General features: G+C 61.2%; 15 protein-coding genes. 5 read left to right on the forward strand and 10 right to left on the reverse strand.

What is annotated here, in order from left to right; all coding sequences use genetic code 11:
• Positions 1–71: 71 nt before the first annotated feature.
• From PSH91_RS24145 to PSH91_RS24175, 7 genes are all read right to left on the reverse strand, one after another.
• Entirely contained in the window at positions 72–1,220 is a 1,149-nt protein-coding gene (locus tag PSH91_RS24145) for an iron-containing alcohol dehydrogenase (protein ID WP_047228058.1), read from the reverse strand.
• A 202-nt stretch (positions 1,221–1,422) separates the two neighbouring features.
• Positions 1,423–2,247 (reverse strand): ABC transporter permease, encoded by an 825-nt coding sequence (locus PSH91_RS24150; RefSeq protein WP_047228059.1) that lies wholly within the window; start codon positions 2,245–2,247, stop codon positions 1,423–1,425.
• A gap of 12 nt (positions 2,248–2,259) precedes the next feature.
• Positions 2,260–3,507 carry an ABC transporter permease gene (locus PSH91_RS24155; protein WP_047228060.1) on the reverse strand — a complete coding sequence of 416 codons (1,248 nt, stop codon included), beginning with the start codon at positions 3,505–3,507 and terminating at the stop codon, positions 2,260–2,262.
• Positions 3,508–3,701: 194 nt separating this feature from the next.
• The gene (locus PSH91_RS24160) at positions 3,702–4,745 is read right to left on the reverse strand and encodes an ABC transporter substrate-binding protein (protein WP_305466875.1); all 1,044 of its coding nucleotides are present in this window, start codon (positions 4,743–4,745) and stop codon (positions 3,702–3,704) included.
• A 49-nt stretch (positions 4,746–4,794) separates the two neighbouring features.
• Positions 4,795–5,919, reverse strand: coding sequence for an ABC transporter ATP-binding protein (locus tag PSH91_RS24165; protein ID WP_047228062.1), 1,125 nt, complete (start codon positions 5,917–5,919; stop codon positions 4,795–4,797).
• A gap of 346 nt (positions 5,920–6,265) precedes the next feature.
• Positions 6,266–6,895, reverse strand: a complete 630-nt coding sequence (locus tag PSH91_RS24170; RefSeq protein WP_047228063.1) for a response regulator transcription factor — start codon at positions 6,893–6,895, stop codon at positions 6,266–6,268.
• A gap of 125 nt (positions 6,896–7,020) precedes the next feature.
• Positions 7,021–9,417, reverse strand: a complete 2,397-nt coding sequence (locus PSH91_RS24175) for a transporter substrate-binding domain-containing protein (protein ID WP_173406488.1) — start codon at positions 9,415–9,417, stop codon at positions 7,021–7,023.
• A 74-nt stretch (positions 9,418–9,491) separates the two neighbouring features.
• Between PSH91_RS24175 and PSH91_RS24180 the strand changes: the two genes are divergently transcribed.
• Positions 9,492–10,487 (forward strand): alpha/beta hydrolase family protein, encoded by a 996-nt coding sequence (locus PSH91_RS24180; protein WP_305466876.1) that lies wholly within the window; start codon positions 9,492–9,494, stop codon positions 10,485–10,487.
• A 42-nt stretch (positions 10,488–10,529) separates the two neighbouring features.
• On the opposite strand, the gene PSH91_RS24185 is transcribed toward PSH91_RS24180, so the two are convergent.
• The 3 genes from PSH91_RS24185 to PSH91_RS24195 are packed head-to-tail and all read right to left on the reverse strand — an operon-like array spanning position 10,530 to position 12,992.
• Positions 10,530–11,297, reverse strand: a complete 768-nt coding sequence (locus PSH91_RS24185; protein ID WP_047228066.1) for a TerB family tellurite resistance protein — start codon at positions 11,295–11,297, stop codon at positions 10,530–10,532.
• A 1-nt stretch (position 11,298) separates the two neighbouring features.
• The gene (gene murU, locus PSH91_RS24190) at positions 11,299–11,970 is read right to left on the reverse strand and encodes an N-acetylmuramate alpha-1-phosphate uridylyltransferase MurU (protein WP_047228067.1); all 672 of its coding nucleotides are present in this window, start codon (positions 11,968–11,970) and stop codon (positions 11,299–11,301) included.
• A complete protein-coding gene (locus tag PSH91_RS24195; protein WP_305466877.1) occupies positions 11,967–12,992 on the reverse strand; it encodes an aminoglycoside phosphotransferase family protein in 1,026 nt (341 codons plus the stop codon). Before PSH91_RS24195 ends, murU begins: the two co-directional genes overlap by 4 nt.
• A gap of 130 nt (positions 12,993–13,122) precedes the next feature.
• Here PSH91_RS24195 and PSH91_RS24200 point away from each other — a divergent pair, with 130 nt between their 5' ends.
• Genes PSH91_RS24200 through rsmA form a run of 4 tightly spaced genes read left to right on the forward strand, consistent with a single transcriptional unit; the run spans position 13,123 to position 19,019 of the window.
• A complete protein-coding gene (locus PSH91_RS24200; RefSeq protein ID WP_305466878.1) occupies positions 13,123–15,921 on the forward strand; it encodes an LPS-assembly protein LptD in 2,799 nt (932 codons plus the stop codon).
• Entirely contained in the window at positions 15,902–17,218 is a 1,317-nt protein-coding gene (gene surA / locus PSH91_RS24205) for a peptidylprolyl isomerase SurA (RefSeq protein WP_155417177.1), read from the forward strand. Before PSH91_RS24200 ends, surA begins: the two co-directional genes overlap by 20 nt.
• On the forward strand, positions 17,215–18,204 hold the full coding sequence (gene pdxA / locus PSH91_RS24210; RefSeq protein ID WP_160893922.1) for a 4-hydroxythreonine-4-phosphate dehydrogenase PdxA: 990 nt from the start codon (positions 17,215–17,217) through the stop codon (positions 18,202–18,204). Before surA ends, pdxA begins: the two co-directional genes overlap by 4 nt.
• On the forward strand, positions 18,201–19,019 hold the full coding sequence (gene rsmA / locus PSH91_RS24215) for a 16S rRNA (adenine(1518)-N(6)/adenine(1519)-N(6))-dimethyltransferase RsmA (RefSeq protein WP_047228071.1): 819 nt from the start codon (positions 18,201–18,203) through the stop codon (positions 19,017–19,019). The genes pdxA and rsmA overlap by 4 nt, the downstream gene beginning before the upstream one ends.
• The last annotated feature ends 22 nt before the right edge of the window (positions 19,020–19,041 follow it).

Raw genomic sequence — 19,041 nt, forward strand, 5'->3', positions numbered from 1 at the left:
CTGTTTTGAGCGAAATCACGATGGCGCGCATTGTATACCTCAAGATTTGGCGCGCCCACCGTGGCAGACGATCAATACGCCGCGCGGTAGATCTTCTCGATATCGCTGGCGCTCAGTTTGCGTGGGTTATTGCGCATCAATCGCTCGATCCCGGCTGCTTCCACCGCCATGGACGGTATCACTTCGTCCGTCACCCCAAGGCTGCTCAGGCCCTGGGGGATTTCCACGGCAGCACACAGCGCAACCATGGCCTCCACGGCTTCGTCAGCGGCTTCAAGGTCACTCAGGTGCGCGGTCTTTATGCCCATGGCTTCGGCAATGTCGCGCATGCGCTCGACGCAAGCCATCTTGTTCCACGCCATGACATACGGCAGCAACAAGGCGTTTGCCACACCATGGGACACGTGAAAGCGCCCCCCCAGCGGATACGCCAGCGCATGTACCGCCCCGACCCCGGCATTGCCGAACGCCATGCCGGCCATCAGGCTTGCAGTGGCCATGTCTTCGCGAGCTTGCAAATGAGCGGGGTTGGCGTAGGCCTTGGGCAAGGCGCGGGTGATCAGTTTTATTGCGCCGATAGCCAAGGCATCGGTGATCGGCGAGGCATTGAGCGACAGGTAGGACTCGATGGCATGCACCAGTGCATCGACGCCACTGGCGGCGGTCACGCTCCGGGGACAGGTGAGGGTCATCTGCGGGCTGACCAGCGCCACGTCCGGCAGCAGATAATCGCTGACGATACCTTTCTTGAGTTGCGCGGCCTTGTCGGAGAGGATGGCCACGTTGGTGACTTCAGAGCCGGTCCCGGCCGTGGTGGGGATGGCGATCATGGGCGCGCCTTTGCGCGGGACCTGATCGACCCCGAACATATCCTGCAGCTCGCCGTGGTAACCGGCGTAGACCCCCACGCATTTGGCAATGTCGATGGCACTGCCGCCGCCCAGGCCGATCAAGCCATCATGGCCGCCGTCACGGTAGGCCTGCATGCAGTCTTCAACGATGGCGATTTCCGGGTCCGGCATGACCCGGTCGAAAATTTCGTAGTCGCGCCCGCCCAGATGCTGCAGCGCCAGCTCCACGGTGCCGGACTTGACCAGCGCAGCGTCGGTGACGATCAGCGGGTTATCGACATCCAGCCGCGTCAGCTCGGCCGCCAGTTGCTCGATGGCAGCCGCACCGGTGATCAGTTTGTGGGCGATCTTGAATGAGGAAAGACTCATGTGCGCGGCCTCTTATTCGCGTATGGGCTGGCACAAGGATAGCTCGGTATTTAAGGTTGTCTTCCATTCAGCCCATGAATACACCGCAAATCCCCTGTGGGAGCAAGCCTGCTCGCGATGGCGGTAGAACATTCGACATTTTTATCGACTGACACTCCGCTATCGCGAGCAGGCTCGCTCCCACAGGGTACAACACTGACCGTCAGACCTGCGCAGTACGCAGTTTCTCGCTACGCCCACGCAACCACTCCAGAGTCAGCAACAGGATCACCGAAAAGGCGATCAGCAGCGTCGCGGCGGCGGCGATGGTGGGGCTTAGGTTTTCGCGGATACCGCTGAACATCTGCCTTGGCAGAGTTGCCTGCTCGGGACCGGCCAGGAACAGCGTCACCACCACTTCATCGAACGAGGTCGCGAAGGCGAACAGTGCGCCGGAGATCACGCCCGGGGCGATCAACGGCAAGGTCACTCGACGAAACGCCGTCAACGGCGAAGCCCCAAGGCTGGCGGCGGCCCGAACCAGGTTGTAGTTAAAGCCCTGCAGAGTCGCTGACACCGTGATGATGACGAACGGCACGCCCAGCACGGCATGGACCACGATCAGCGAGAAGAAACTGTTGCCCATTCCCAGCGGCGCGAAGAACAGGTAACTGGCCACCCCGATGATCACCACCGGCACCACCATCGGCGAGATCACCAGGGCCATCACCAGCGCCTTGCCTGGGAAATCACCACGGGTCAGGCCAATCGCCGCCAGGGTACCGAAGACCATCGCCAGTACCGTCGCCGCCGGGGCGACGATGACGCTGTTCCTCAGCGCCCGCATCCACTCCGCCGAAGCGAAGAAATCGTGGTACCACTGCAACGAAAAGCCTTGCAACGGGTACACCAGGAAGCTGCCGGAGTTGAACGACAATGGAATGATCACCAGCACCGGCAGGATCAGGAACAACAGGATCAGCCCGCAGAATATGCGCAAGCTGTAGAACCACACCCGCTCGACGGGGGACATGTAAGGACTCAGCATTTCAATCTCCCCTCAGCTCAGGCGCAGGCGGCTGGCGCCCACCAGCCAGTTGTAAATCAGATAAAGCACGACGGTTGCCAGCAACAACAACCCGCCGAGCGCCGTGGCCATACCCCAGTTGATGCTGGTGTTGGTGTAGAACGCGACAAAATAGCTGACCATCTGATCGCTCGGGCTGCCCAGCAGCGCCGGAGTGATGTAGTAGCCGATGGCGAGGATGAACACCAACAGGCAACCGGCGCCGACACCGGCATAGGTCTGCGGGAAATACACGCGCCAGAAGCTGGCGAACGGATGGCAGCCCAGGGAAATCGCCGCACGCATGTAAGTCGGAGAGATGCCTTTCATCACGCTGTAAATCGGCAGGATCATGAACGGCAGCAGGATATGGACCATGGAGATGTAGACACCGGCGCGGTTGAACACCAACTCCAGAGGCTTATCGATAATGCCCATGGCCATCAGGCCACTGTTGATCAGCCCGCCCGATTGCAGCAGCACGATCCACGCCGCCACCCGCACCAGGATCGACGTCCAGAACGGCAACAGCACCAAAATCATCAGCAGGTTGCTTTGGCGCGACGGCAGGTTCGCCAGCAGGTAGGCCAACGGATAGGCCAGCACCAGGCAGATCGCGGTAATCACCAGGCCCATCCAGAACGTACGGGCAAAAATATCCAGGTAGATCGCCTGGTCGGGGGTGGCCGGGGCCAGTTCGCCAAGATCATCGATGCGATGATCGACGGCCGCCAGCAGGTAATACGGGGTGACATCACTGGTGTTGCGGCGGATCACCTGCCAATACGCCGGATCCCCCCAGCGTTCGTCGAGACTCTCCATCGCTTCTTTATAGGAAACCGGCTCGGTGGCGAACGGCAGCGCACGGGCGGTCTTGGTCAGCAGGCTGCGATAGCCGGCCAGCTCCATGTTCAGGCGCTTGGACAAATCGCCCAAGGTCTGATTCTTGCGCGCTTCGGCCAGGTCTTCGCTGGCGGCTTTGTATACCGGCTCGCCTGGCAACCCACGTCCGTCCCAGGCAGCGACCGCGGCGACGGTGCGCGGCATGCCGTTGACCACTTCCGGGTTGCTGACGCTTTTGAACAGCAGCGCCACGATTGGCACCAGGAACACCAGCAACAGAAACAACACCAGCGGCGCGATCAAGGCCTGGGCCTTCCAGCGGTTGACCCGCTCGGCGCGCTTGAGCCGTTGCTTCAGGGTGGGGCTGGTGCCCGCGTTCAGTGGAACGGCGATGGCCATGGCGAACTCCGCAAATCTTTTTGATCGTTACAGAAGCGGCGTGCCGCTTCTGTTCTTTTGAAACGTTGGCCTCTGAGCCGATCGTTCCCACGCTCCGCGTGGGAATGCATCCAATGACGCTCTGCGTCACAAAGGACGCGAAGCGTCCTGGGCGGCATTCCCACGCGGAGCGTGGGAACGATCTCTGTCAGCGGTTACTTCGCCGCCCAGGAGTTGAAGCGCTGCTCCAGTTGCTCACCGTTGTCAGCCCAGAAGCTGACGTCGATCTGCACCTGGTTGGCGATGTTTTCCGGGGTGGTCGGCATGTCTTTCAAGACATCCTTGGACAACAGCGGTACAGCCTGGGTGTTGGCCGGGCCGTAGGCGATGTTTTCCGAGTAGATCTTTTGCTGCTGCGGTGCCACCGAGAAAGCGATGAATTTCTTCGCAGCTTCGGCGCGGGTCTTGTCCAGACCGCGTGGAATTGCCCACGCGTCGAAGTCGTAGATGCCGCCGTTCCACACCACTTTCAGGTTGCTTTCCTTCTGCACCGCAGCGATCCGACCGTTGTAGGCCGAGCTCATGACCACGTCACCGGAAGCCAGGTACTGCGGCGGCTGGGCGCCGGCCTCCCACCACTGGATGTTCGGCTTGAGTTCGTCGAGCTTCTTGAAGGCACGATCCTGGCCATCTTTGCCGGCCAGCACTTTGTACACGTCTTTCGGCGCGACGCCGTCGGCCATCAAGGCAAATTCCAGGGTGTACTTGGCGCCTTTACGCAGGCCACGCTTGCCTGGGAATTGCTTGGTGTCCCAGAAATCCGCCCAACTGGTCGGTGCGGTTTTCAGTTTGTCGGCGTTGTAGGCCAGCACGGTGGACCACACGAAGAAGCCCACGCCGCAAGGCTGGATGGCGCCCTTGACGTAGTCTTCGGCCTTACCGAACAGAGCCGGGTCCAGTTGCTCGAACATGTCTTCGTCACAACCACGGGACAGCTCCGGGGACTCGACTTCCACCAAGTCCCACGAAACGCTCTTGGTGTCGACCATGGCCTTGACCTTGGCCATTTCACCGTTGTATTCGCCAGCGATGATCTTGCCGTTGCCGGCTGCTTCCCACGGCGCGTAGAAGGCTTTGGCCTGAGCCGCCTTGTTCGCCCCACCGAAAGACACCACAGTCAGGTCCGGGCCCGCCGCCATCGTGCTTGCCGCACCCATCATGCCCAGGGTCAGGGCTGTGAACTTCAGGGATCTCAACATTTATTGTTCTCTCCACGTGCAGGGTTGGTGTTGGTACAGCAGGGGGCGATCAATTCGCCTCTAGAAGGGGATCGAGCGCACGCACATGCTCGACTTGCCAGCCAAGCGGAACCACGTCCCCAACAGCGAGCCCGGGATCGAGTTCGGCAATCGGTTGTTTCACGAAGAAGTCATTCTTGCCACAGACCTCCAGGCGAACCCGGACGTGGTCGCCCAGATAGATGAATTCCGCCACCCTCCCTGAGAAGCGGTTGACACATTGTTCGCTTGCGCCGTTGAGGCTCACCCGCTCCGGGCGGATCGACAGGGTCACCGGCTCGCCGGGTTTGCCGACGTTCACCGCCAGGGCCTCGACCTTTTCACCACGCCCCAGCTCCACCAGGCAACGATCGCCGGTCTGGCTGTGCAGGCGGCCGTTGAGACGGTTGTTCTCGCCGATGAAGTTGGCGACGAAGGTGTTCCTTGGCTCTTCGTAGAGGGTGCGTGGCGGGGCAATCTGCTGGATTTCGCCTTGATGGAACACCGCTACCCGGTCGGACATGGTCAAGGCTTCGCCCTGGTCGTGAGTCACATAGACCACTGTCACACCGAGGCGCTGATGCAGATGCTTGATCTCCATCTGCATGTGTTCACGCAGTTGTTTGTCCAGGGCGCCAAGGGGTTCGTCCATCAGCACCAGTTGCGGTTCGAACACCAGCGCCCGGGCCAGGGCCACGCGCTGTTGCTGGCCGCCGGACAACTGCGCCGGGTAGCGTTGGGCAAACGTGTCCAGTTGGACCATGCTCAAGACGCGCTTGACCCGATCACTCACGTCGCTTTTGTTCAAGCCGCGCACGGTCAGCGGGAAGGCCAGGTTCTCGGCAACGGTCATGTGCGGGAACAAAGCGTAGTTCTGGAACACCATGCCGATGTCACGCTTGTGGGGCGGCACGTTGTTGATGGAGCGTCCGGCCAGCTGAATCTCACCGGCAGTGGGTGTTTCAAACCCGGCGAGCATCATCAGGCTGGTGGTTTTGCCGGAACCGGACGGCCCGAGCAGAGTCAGGAATTCGCCTTTGCGAATGTCCAGGTTGAGGTCCTTGACGATCAGGTTCTCGCCGTCGTAGCTCTTTTGCACACCACGAAAGCTGACCAGCACATCACTGGCCCCCGCGCTTGAATCGACCTGGCTCATACCCGCACCTTTTGTATTGATGACTGCTTGTGAATCAAGCCTAGTGGAGCCTGGGGCCTGCGCAAATCGGGGCGCAGGAGAGAATCGCCTCAGCCGGATGGAAGAGTCGGTGTAGGGATTTCCCTACAAGGATGGCGGGATTGGATAAGGACAGTCGTGAGTTATGAGCTGCAAGCTGCAAGCAGGGACAAAAGCGGTGTTGGGGCGTGTCGCAAATGGATATGCCGACACACTGGCCCTGTGGGAGCGGGCTTGCTCGCGATGGCGGCGGATCAGCCAGCATCGTGGTTGACTGACACACCGCCATCGCGAGCAGGCTCGCTCCCACAAGGGAATCGTGGGGATGCTAGAGCAACCTATGCTCCATCGCATACTTCACCAGTTCCGCCAAGGAAGTGATGTTGAGTTTCTGCATCAGCCGCGCTTTGTGAGTGCTGATGGTTTTGCTGCTCAGGGCCAATTGCTGGGCGATGTCGTTGACGTTGGCCCCTTGGGCCAGGCGCTCGAAGACCGAGAATTCGCGCTCGGACAGCAGCGAGTGCAGCGGTCGGCTGTCGGTCAGGCCCACTTCGAAAACCATGCGGTCGGCCAGTTCCGGGTCGATGTAACGTCCGCCGGCCGCGACCTTGCGAATCGCCATGAGCAGCAAGGCCGGGTCGCTGTCCTTGGTCGCGTAGCCGGCGGCACCGACCTTCAGCGCGCGCGCCGCCATTTGCGCCTCGTCGTGCATCGACAACACCAGGATGGCCGGCGGATTGTTCAACGCACGGATCCGCGGGATCGCCTCCAGACCATTGACGCCAGGCATGGAGATATCCAACAGCACCACTTCGCAGGGCACATGCCGCAGGGTCTCCAGCAATTGTTCGCCATTGCTCGCCTCCCCCACGACCACTAGGTCCTTCGCCAGGCCGATCAACTGCTTGATGCCTTCGCGCACGATGGTGTGGTCTTCGGCTACCAGTACACGGATCACGTTTTTCTCCAGATTCAGAATCTCATCGCGAGCAGGCTCGCTGCCACAGGGTTTTGTGTGTGCATCTCAATCAATGTGGGAGCGAGCCTGCTCGCGATAGTGTCAGCCAAGCCAACCAAAAATCATCAGGCCTCATTCACCGGTACCCGCACCGCCAGGGTCGTCCCCTCCCCAGGCTCACTTTCCAACGATAACTGCCCGCCCATGATCAACACCCGTTCCCGCATGCCGACCAGACCAAAGGAGGTCGGCCGCCCCGTGGCGGGAACGAATCCTACACCGTCGTCGCTCACCGTCAGACAAAGCTGGTCGTCTTCCTGCACCAGCGTCAGTTCTACAGTATGCGCCTGAGCATGGCGCATCACATTGGTCAGCGCTTCCTGGAGAATTCGAAACAGACCGATGGCCTTGGCGTCGCTCAAGGGCGGAAGATTGTCCGGCACCTGCACCAGGCATGGGATCTGCGTGCGCGCCTCGAAACGCCGCGCCTGCCATTCGATGGCCGAGGCGATGCCCGCATCAAGGATCGGAGGTCGCAATGCCGTCGCCACGTCCCGCACCAACTGGAACAACTGGGCAATCAGGCGCTTCATGCTGTTGAGCCGCTCTTGCAGGCCCGGGTCGAGCTGCGCATAGGCCAGTTCGCACATGGATGTTTCCAGCTTCAAGACGGTCAACATTTGCCCCAACTCGTCGTGGACCTCCCGAGCTATGCGCGCCTTTTCCTCTTCCCGCACGCTCTCCAGATGCGCCGACAATTCGCGCAGCTGCTCCCTGGAGCTGGCCAGCTCCAGTTCGATGCGCTTGCTTTCGGTGATGTCCCAGACGATACCGTCCCACACGTAAGCGCCGTCTTCGAGGCGACGGGTAATGGCCTTGATCTCGGCCCAGCGCTCCCGGCCCTCGCGGGTCAGGATGCGCCCCTGCCACGACCAGTCGCTGTCGCTGTCCAGCGCCTGATCCTGAGTGCGGTGATAACTGGCCTTGTCCTGGGGGTGTACGAGGCTGCGCAGGCCGGTGTCGCTACGGGCCAGGGTCGCGGGCGAATACCCCACGAGGCTTTCGCTACCCTCACTGATGTAGGCAAAGTCGATCTGCCCGGTTACCGGCGCCCGCTCCAGGCGAAAGACCAGGCCCGGGACGTTGGCAGCGATCCCCTGCAAGCGCGCCTCGCTTTCGCGCAGCGCCGCCAGCGCGCGACGGCGCTCGGTGACGTCGTTTATGTAGACCACCAGGTATTCGGCATCGCGAAAGCGCAGGAAGCTCAAGGAAACATCGGCCGGAAGGATGCTTCCATCAGCCCGCACGCATTCGGTTTCGAAACTCTGTGGCCCCTCCTCGCTGGCCCGGGCGCGTTTCCACAGGTTCAGCCAGCGATCCATGTGCAGGCCCGGTTCGAAGTCGATCAAGGGGCGTTCAATGATCGCGCCCGGCGCATAGCCCAGCATGATTTCGGCGGCGCGGTTGGCATACCGTACATGGCTATCCCAATTGACCCAGAGAATGCCGACAGTGCTTTGGTCGATGGAAAATTGTGTCAGGCGCAGGGCTTCCTCGCTGGCGGCCCGCTGGGCGATGTCATTTCGCGCATTGCGCAGGCGCCGCTCCAGCGCCCTTTGCTCGCGGCGCTGCCAGAACACGATTGCCACGCAGCTCAAGAGCAGGGCCAGCAGCAACAGGGTCAGGTTTTGCCAGAAACCCGGGGTGTCGGTCAGACGTGGATATTTGGGCTTGAGCCAGCGACTGTGCAGTTGCTCAAGTTCCTTGGCCGGGATCGCCTGCAAACCGCTCTCGATGATGTCGGCCAACTCAGGCCAATCCCGGCGAGTGGCGACGCGCAACAGTTGCGGCAGGCCGATATCGCCTACGACCACCAGCCCGGCGAATTCAGGTTCGACCATCAGTCGCCCCAACTGCGCCTCATCGACCACCGCGTAACCGGCCTGCTGGCTCAACAACAGTTGCAACGCCTGACGCTCCAACGGTACGCCTTGAAGATTCAACGTCGGGTAGTTGCTACGCAAATAATCGGCCGTGGTACTGGGCATGCGCACCGCCACCCGCACTTGAGCATCGAGCTTTTCCAGCTCGACCCCTTCGGCGCCCTTCTTCTGGCCCACGATCAATTGCGGCACGCGCATGTAGGGGTCGGAAAACCGCCAGAGTCGCAGCCCGGCCGGGGTCTGGGTCAGCCCTGGGGCAATATCCACCTCACCGGAGCGCAACGCGGCTTCCAACTGCGCCACGTCCTGGAAATTGCGCCAGGTCAGTTCGACATTCAACGCCTTGCCCAACCACTGCATCAGCTCGACATTGGTGCCGGACAGACGCTGCAAGCGCCGGTCATATTGCGCATAGGGCGCCTGCAACACGAGGCCGACGCGCAGTTGCGGATGCTGGAGCAGCCATTGTCGCTGGCCCGCGTCCAGTTGCACCCCAGTCAACGACGGTGCGGGCGCGGCCCACGCCATCAAGGGAAGCCATAAACAGCCGATAACCCACAGGCAGCAAAAACGCATCATCGAAGTCTCATGCACTGACAAATACTGACCAACCCATTAGGCTGCCGGAAATACTTCTGGTCATGGAATATCCGATGCCCTTTGTTTATCGCCTGGCATTGCCAGCATTGTGCCTGTCGCTGATCCTGCCGAGTGCCTTTTCTGTACAGGCTGAAGAACCGGCCCCCGCGGCGGCGGATCAAGCCACCGAGGAAAAACCGGTCGAGCGTCCGCCTTTGCTCGAGCGCAGCGAGGAAGAAGCGACAGCACTTGAACGGGAGATCCCGGTCCAGGAGCAACAACAGCTACAAACCGGCAGCGACACCTTCCTGGCTCTCTGGAAACCAGCCAACACCAGCGAACCCAAGGGTGCGGTCATCATAGTCCCCGGCGCCGGCGAAACCGCTGACTGGCCTCAAGTGATCGGCCCGATGCGCAAAAAGTTACCGGATATCGAGTGGAGCAGCCTGAGTATCACCCTGCCGGACCTGCAAAGCGACGTCATCGCACCGCGCGTGGTGGAAACACCGCCCGAGACCAAACCGGCCGACGTGGCTGGCGCGGCACCGGACGCCACGACCGCAGCACCGATTGAACAAGTGGCGGGCGGCGAGGCTGACGCTGTAGATCCGGTCGTTGCCCAAACCAGCGAGGAACACCTCCTGGCCGATGCCGAACGTATCTTTGCCCGCATCGATGCCGCACTGGCCTACGCCGAACAGCAGGGCGCCCGCAGTATTGTTCTGCTGGGCCACGGCACCGGCGCCTATTGGGCGGCACGTTACCTGAATGAAAAACAGCCCTCGCAGATCGAGCGTTTCGTGATGGTCGCCGCCCAGACCCCGCTCGCAGTCAAGCCCGCCCTGGCCGAACTGACCCCCACCTTGAAACTGGCCACCGCCGATATGTTCTACATGGACAAACCGCAGGATCGCAATGCAGCGCTGGAGCGTTTACAGGCCAGTAAGCGTCTTAAAGGGTCGAGCTTCAGTCAGGTGTCACTCAAAGCGGTGCCCAACTCATCGGCGCAGCAAGAACAGCTGTTTCGTCGGGTACGGGGTTGGTTGAACCCGCAGAAGCCGGGGGAGTGAGGCTTAGACAAGCCCCAAGCCAGCCACCGTGGCGATTCCCTTCTAGCGAAAGTCCCGGCGCTCGCGGATCAACCGATAGGCGTTGTGCAACTCCCGGGTCTTGTCGGTGGCGTCACGCACTTGCAACGGCGTCGCCCCACTGCCGGCAATCTTGTCCGGGTGGTGACGACTGAGCAGACGGCGATAAGCCCGCTTGATCTGCGACGGCTCGCTGGTGGCCGAAACTCCCAGCAAGCGTAACGCCTCCTGATAGGTCGCGCCGCTGTTGGGCAACGACTGTTTGTGTGGTTCGTAATCCGCCGCCAGTGCCTGGACCTGTTGCGGCGTCCACCCCAGCCATTTGCCCCACTGAGCAAGCAACTCACGCTCGGCTATGCCCGCGCGACCGTCGGCCCAGACCATCCGCCAGCAGGCGCGCAGCACACCCTCAGCCGCATGGGGCTGGGTCGCAAGGCGACGCAAATAACCGCGCAAATGGTCGTTTCCGGTTTTGCCCCGGTTGAATGCGGCGACGGCCCGGCGTTGCGCTGGCTCGCTCAGGTCCAGCGCGCGCATCTCCTGACGCGCCTGCTGGATGTGCCCATCCACCACTCGTCCATCGCTCTTGGCCAGCCGGCCCAGCAATACAAACAGCAACTCATCGTTGCGTAATGCCGGACGGCCACCCAAACGCTCGCGCAGCTGCGCCCAGCCTTGCAGATTAAGTCGCCGATCCAGCGCCTGTCCTAATAACGCTCCCAGCATGGCCCCCGGAATGCTGGCTATGGCAAAGCCCGCCCCGGCTCCAATCAGAGTCCCTGGCCACCACATATCAACGGCTCGCTTCTATCAAGGTTTCAACCTGCGCCAAACGTTCATGAGTCCCCACATCCACCCAGTGTCCCTTCAGGTGCTCGCCGCTGACCTGGCCCTCGGCCATGGCCTTGCGTAGCAGCGGTGCGAGTTTGAACGCGCCGTCCAGGCAACCCTCGAACAACCGCGGATGCAAGACGGCAATGCCGCTGTAGGTCAGTTTGTCGGCAGCCGCCCCGCCATCATGAATCTGTCCGTCGGCCAGGAGGAAATCGCCGCCCGGATGGTGTTCGGGATTATCCACCAGTACCAGGTGCGCCAAGCCGTCCAGAGGTCGGCGCAAGGCGCTGAAATCGTAATCGGTCCAGATGTCGCCGTTGACCACCAGGAACGCCTCGTCGCCCAACAACGGCAGGGCGCGGAAAATGCCACCGCCGGTTTCCAGCGGCTCACCTTCGGGCGAGAAATGAATGCTCACGCCAAAACGTGAACCGTCCCCTAGATAATCTTCGATTTGCTGACCGAGCCAGGCGTGATTGATCACGATGTCCTTGAACCCGGCCCGAACCAAGGCACGCAGATGGTATTCGATCAAGGGAACGCCGCCGGCACGAACCAGCGGTTTAGGCGTGGTAAGGGTCAAGGGCCGCATGCGCTCCCCTTTACCCGCCGCCAGGATCATCGCTTTCATGCCGTCGCTCCGGCCGACTGACGCAGGCTGGAGAGCAACCGATCCAGTTCCGCCAGTTCAGGGCGACGGGCAATGACCGCTTCTATATAGGCAAAGAAGCGCGGCACATCGCCCAGGTAGCGCGGCTTGCCGTCGCGGTGGCAAATACGCGCGAAAATCCCGATGACCTTGAGATGGCGCTGCACGCCCATCAGGTCGCTGGCCCGCAGGAAATCCTCGAAGTCCGGCTGGACCGGGATGCCAAGCGCACCGGCCTGCTGCCAGTAATCCTCGAGCCAGCCACGCACGCGCTCCTCGGGCCAACTGAGAAAGGCATCCTTGAACAGACACGTGACGTCATAGGTCACCGGGCCGTAGACCGCATCCTGAAAGTCCAGTACGCCGGGGTTCGGTTCGCTGAGCATCAGGTTGCGCGGCATGTAGTCGCGATGAACCAGCACTTTGGGCTGAGCCAGCGCGCTGTTGATCAGCAGGTCGCTGGCCTGTTGCCAGAGCGCTTGTTGGGCAGCATCGAATTCGATACCCAGCTCATGCTTGACGTACCACTCAGGAAACAGCTCCAGTTCCCGACGCAGCAAAGCGACGTCGTAGCTGGGCAGTGGCGCGACCATCGGCAGTTGCTGGAAAGCCAGCAGGGCCTGCAGGGCGTCACGGAATAATGGGTCGGCATTGTCGCCGTTGATCACGTCCAGATACGTCTGATTGCCCAGGTCATTGAGCAAAAGAAAACCGCGCTCAAGGTCTTCGGCATAAATTTTTGGCACGTTGATGCCGGATTTAGCCAGCAAAAAAGCAATGTCCACGAAGGGTTTGCAGTTTTCCTGGGGCGGTGGCGCATCCATCACGATCAAACTGCGGCCCTCGCCTTCCCAGCGGAAATAACGGCGAAAACTCGCGTCGCTGCTGGCCGCAGTCAACGTGGCCGGGGGTACGGCGCCCCAGCCCTGCTGAACAAAAAGGATCGGCAGCTGCTCATCGAGCCAAACTTTCAGGTGTTGCAGGCGTACATCTTGGTCAGGCATTGCAAGGGTCTCCGACGGCGCTAGCCGTCAAGCGGGTCATGCTTTATTATCCAGCATCTTTTTCAGACCATCGAGAGGCGTGCGGCCCACACCGCGGGCAGATGGCACGCAGGAAGCCCGGACTAATAAGATGGCATTGAAATCCCCCGCGTTTCGTAAAAAATTTCCGTTGCTGGTCACCGGCAGTCTGCTGGCCCTGCAACCCTTGGCCTCTTCATTCGTCGTCGCGGCAGAGCAGTATGACTGCTCCGTCTCCGCTTCGGGTGCCTGGGACTGTTCGCCCAAGACGCCGGCTGCTGCATTGCCGCCACGTCCGGTGCATGACGGCAGTGCGATTTCCGCCAGCGGCGAGGCCCCGGCCGACAGCAGCTCGGGCGAAGAAGCCGGCGACAAGCCCGTGCTCGTCACCGAAGCCAAAGGCCGCGGCCTGAAGTCTCGCAGTGCGGACTACAGTCACCTGGACTGGGTTCCACGGGAGAACCTCACCCCTGCCCAATTGGCCGAAACCGGTCCTTATTGCGCCGGCGCCTATATCGAGCCCGTTCGTCCTGGCATGAATGACAAGACGGACAAAAGCGACGCTCCGACCTTCCTTGGCGCCAAAGCATCGCGCTACCAGCAGGAAGAGCAGGTGGCAACGCTGGCCGGCGACGTGGTCATGCGTCAAGGCAGCATGCAGGTCGAGGCCGACGAGGCCAACCTGTACCAGGCTGAAAACCGCGGCGAGCTGAGCGGCAACGTGCGCGTTCGCGATAACGGTGCGCTCATCGTCGGCGACCACGCCGATGTGCAGTTGGACACTGGCGAAGCCAAGGTCGACAACGCCGAATACGTGATGCACAAGTCGCGCATCCGCGGTAACGCGCTGTACGCCAAGCGTGCTGAAAACGCGATCATCCGCCTCAAGGACGGTACGTACACCACGTGCGAGCCGGGCAGCAACGCCTGGACACTCAAGGGCAACAACATCACCCTGAACCCGGCTACCGGCTTCGGCACCGCCACCAACGTGACGCTGCGGGTCAAGGACTTCCCGGTCCTGTATACGCCGTACATCTATTTCCCGATCGATGACCGTCGCCAGTCCGGCTTCCTGCCGCCGACCATCGGCACTGGCAGCGATACCGGCTTTTTGCTGGTCACCCCGTATTACTTCAACCTGGCACCCAACTACGATGCCACGTTGTACCCACGTTACATGAGCAAGCGCGGCCTGTTGATGGAAGGCGAATTCCGCTACCTGACCAAGTCCAGCGAAGGTCAGTTCGGTGCGGCGTACCTCAACGATGAAGACGATGAACGCAGCGGCCAGTCCGACTACGACAAGACCCGCTACATGTACAACTGGCAGCACAAGGGCGGGCTCGATTCGCGTGTGCTGACGGAAGTCGACTACACCAAGATCAGCGATCCTTATTACTTCCAGGATCTGCAGTCCGACCAGATTGGTGTCGAGTCAAATGACTACGTGAACCAGCAGGGCGCCGTCAGCTATCGGGGTGACAACTACGTTGCGCGGCTGAATGCCCAGGCTTACCAGATGGCGACGATTTCGAAGATCACGCCGTATAACCGCCTGCCGCAGATCACCTTCATTGGCGACCTGCCGCAGCACCCGTATGGTCTGGATTTCGCCTACAAGACGGAGCTGGTGCGGTTTGATCGAGATTTACGGACCGGCAATTACACCGATGAGGACGGCAACGCCGAGCGATGGCTGGACACCAACGTTCGCGGCCTGGCACGGGCTAACGGCAATCGCCTGAACCTGGCGCCGGTTGTGAGCCTACCAATGGAAGCAAGCTATGGCTTCATCAAGCCGTCGCTTAAATACCAGTACACCCAATACGATCTCGACCTGGATGGCACGGGCAAGTCGCAAATTGCCGCACAGTCTGCCGAGGCTGATCGCCTGCGGGGTACTTATAGTGGCAGCCAGAGCCGCGGCGTCCCAATCGCCAGCATCGACAGCGGTCTGTACTTCGACCGGGACACCCAGTGGTTTGGCAGTAACTACCGTCAAACCCTGGAGCCGCGCCTGTTCTACCTCTATGTTCCGGAGAAAGATCAGAGCGACATCCCGGTTTTCGACACTGGCGAATCCACCTTCAGCTACTCCTCGCTGTTCCGGGACAACCGTTTCTCCGGCTCCGACCGTGTCGGCGACGAGAACAAACTCTCCCTGGGCGTGACCAGCCGCTGGATCCAGGAAAACGGTTTCGAGCGCCAGCGCGTCAGCGTCGGCCAGGCCTTTTACTTCAAGGACCGCGAAGTTCAACTGCCAGGCATCGATTTCAACACGCGTGAAGATGCCAAGTCAGACGTATCTCCTTATGCACTGGAGTACGAATTCCGCTGGAACCGCGATTGGCGAACCACGGCTACGTACAACTGGGACCCGGACACCCGCAGCCCCCGCTCTGGCAGCGCGATGTTCCACTACCAGCCTGAAGACAACCCGAACAAGGTCATCAACGCCGGTTACCGCTACCGCAACGACCAGGTGCGCTACGACCAGACTACTGGCCAATGGTCCGTGGGTGGTGGCGACTATGGCACTCCGGGCACTCCGGGCTACGTGAAGGACTACTACAAGATCCAGCAGCACGACTTCTCGGTCATCTGGCCGGTCGTGCCGCAGTGGAATCTCATCAGCCGCTGGCAGTATGACTACAACCGCAACCGTACCCTGGAAGCCTTCGGTGGTTTCGAATACGACAACTGCTGCTGGAAACTGCGCCTGATCAACCGTTACTGGGTCGACTATGAAGAGTTCAGTCAAGCCGCCCCGGAAAACGAGAAGGGCGACCACGGCATCTTCCTCCAAATTGTCCTGAAGGGACTCGGCGGCCTCACCGGCGCCAAGGTAGAGAGCTTCCTCGACAAAGGCATCCAAGGTTATCGTGAACGTGAAGACCAAGCTTTCTGATTGTCTGCGCCCGCTGATGCTGGGCGCGCTGTTCCTGGGTACTGCGGCCAACGCCGCGGTACAGCCCATCGACAAAGTGGTGGCTATCGTCGACAACGACGTGGTCATGCAAAGCCAGCTGGACCAGCGCGTCCATGAAGTGCAGCAGACCATCGCCAAGCGCGGTGGTGGCTTGCCGCCTCCGGGCGTACTGGATCAACAGGTGCTCGAACGCCTGATCGTCGAAAACCTGCAATTGCAGATTGGCGAACGCTCGGGCATCCGCATCACTGATGAAGAATTGAACCAGGCCGTCGGCACCATTGCCCAGCGCAACAACATGAGCGTCGACCAGTTCCGCGCCGCCCTGGCTCGCGACGGCCTCTCTTACGAGGACGCTCGCGATCAGATCCGCCGCGAGATGATCATCAGCCGTGTGCGCCAGCGTCGTGTAGCCGAACGCATCCAGGTGTCCGAGCAGGAAGTGAAAAACTTCCTCGCCTCCGATCTGGGCAAGATGCAGCTTTCCGAGGAACTGCACCTGGCGAACATCCTGGTTCCTACTCCGGAAAGCGCCAACTCCGAAGCCATCCAGAATGCTTACCGCCAGGCGATGGACATCTACCAGCAGCTCAAGCAAGGCGCCGACTTCGGTCAGATGGCCATTGCCAGGTCTGGCAGTGACAACGCCCTGGAAGGTGGTGATATGGGCTGGCGCAAAGCCGCCCAATTGCCCCCTCCGTTCGATCGCGAACTGAGCAGCATGGCCGTGGGTGACATCACTCAACCAGCCCGCACGCCCGGCGGCTTCATTATCCTCAAGCTGTTGGAAAAGCGCGGTGGCGGTGCTCAGGTGCGTGACGAAGTGCATGTTCGTCATATCCTGATCAAGCCAAGCGAGATCCGCAGCGAAGCCGAGACCCAGCGTCTGGCGCAAAAGCTTTATGAGCGCATCGAAGCGGGTGAAGATTTCGCCGAGCTGGCCAAGAGCTTCTCGGAAGACCCGGGTTCAGCCCTCAACGGCGGCGACCTGAACTGGGTTGACCCGAACGCACTGGTGCCCGAGTTCCGCCAGGTGATGGCCGAGACACCACAAGGCCAGTTGTCCAAGCCGTTCAAGAGCCCTTATGGCTGGCACGTACTGGAAGTCCTTGGCCGCCGCGCCACCGACAGCACCACCCAGGCTCGTGAACAACAGGCGATGACCGTGCTGCGCAACCGCAAATACGACGAAGAGCTGCAAACCTGGCTGCGTCAGATTCGCGATGAAGCCTACGTCGAAATCAAACTCCCTGGTGCAGACCAGGCAGCGCAGTGAAACCCAAGCGTTTCGCGCTGACACCCGGCGAGCCTGCCGGCATCGGTCCCGACCTGTGCCTGCTGCTCGCCTCGCAACCCCAGCCACATCCCCTGATAGCCATCACCAGCCGCGACCTGCTCCTCGAGCGGGCTGCGCAGCTGGGGGTGGTCGTCGACCTGCTGCTGGTGACACCGGGAGCCTGGCCGGATGTCCCGGCACCCGCCAACAGCCTGTATGTCTGGGATACGCCACTGGGCGCCCCGGTGGTTACCGGGCAACTGGACAAAACCAACGCGGCATTCGTCCTGCAAACCCTGACCCGCGCTGGCCAGGGCTGCCTGGACGGGAGCTTCGCCGGCATGATCACCGCTCCGGTGCACAAGGGCGTGATCAACGAATCCGGGATTGCCTTTTCCGGACATACCGAGTTCCTGGCGGACCTGACCCACACCACGCAGGTGGTAATGATGCTCGCCACCCGCGGCCTGCGCGTGGCACTGGTGACCACGCACCTGCCCTTGCGGGACGTCGCCGATGCCATCACCCCGCAACGCCTGGAGCGGGTCACGCGGATATTGCACGCCGACCTGCAGGAAAAGTTCGGCATCGCCCGGCCCCGTATCCTGGTGTGCGGGCTCAACCCCCATGCCGGTGAAGGCGGACATCTGGGCCATGAAGAAATCGACACCATAGAACCCACCTTGGAGCGCTTGCGCAGCGAGGGCATGGACCTGCGTGGCCCGCTGCCTGCCGACACTCTGTTCACCCCCAAATATCTGGAGCACTGCGACGCGGTGCTGGCGATGTACCACGATCAGGGCCTGCCCGTACTGAAGTACAAAGGCTTCGGCGCGGCAGTCAACGTAACCCTGGGCCTGCCGATCATCCGCACATCGGTGGACCATGGCACCGCCCTGGACCTGGCCGGCAGTGGCAGGATCGATACCGGCAGCCTGCAGGTCGCCTTGGAAACCGCCTACCAGATGGCCGAGACCCATTTATGACCGAGCAATACCAACACCGCGCGCGTAAGCGCTTCGGCCAGAACTTCCTGCATGACGCTGGCGTAATCGATCGCATCCTGCGCTCCATCAATGCCAAACCCGACGATCGCCTGCTGGAGATTGGCCCGGGCCAGGGCGCGCTGACCGAAGGCCTGCTCGGCAGCGGTGCGCAACTGGATGTGGTGGAACTGGACAAGGATCTGATCCCGATCCTCAACCAGCAGTTCGCTGGCATGAGCAATTTCAACCTGCACCAGGGCGACGCGCTGAAGTTTGACTTCAATAGCCTGGAGGCTGCGCCCAATAGCCTGCGGGTGGTGGGGAATCTGCCGTACAACATCTCCACGCCGCTGATCTTTCATCTGCTGAGCAACGCTGGCCTGATCCGCGACATGCACTTCATGTTGCAAAAAGAGGTGGTCGAACGGCTCGCTGCTGGCCCTGGCGGCGGTGACTGGGGTCGCCTGTCGATCATGGTTCAGTACCATTGCCGGGTAGAACATCTGTTCAACGTAGGCCCTGGGGCATTCAACCCGCCCCCCAAAGTCGACTCGGCCATCGTCCGCCTGGTACCCCATGCCGTCCTGCCGCACCCGGCCAAGGATCATCGCCTGCTGGAGCGCGTCGTACGCGAAGCTTTCAATCAGCGTCGCAAAACCCTGCGCAACACCCTGAAGCTATTGCTCAGCAGCGCCGAAATCGAAGCCGCCGGCGTTGACGGCAGCCTGCGTCCCGAGCAATTGGACCTGGCGGCGTTCGTGCGCCTGGCCGACAAACTCAGCGAACAGGTAACGCCCAAAGCCGACGCCATCTGACAAGCTCATCGCTATCGGGTGG

It is taken from the genome of Pseudomonas sp. FP1154, from assembly GCF_030687245.1.
GTDB classification, from domain to species: domain Bacteria; phylum Pseudomonadota; class Gammaproteobacteria; order Pseudomonadales; family Pseudomonadaceae; genus Aquipseudomonas; species Aquipseudomonas rhizophila.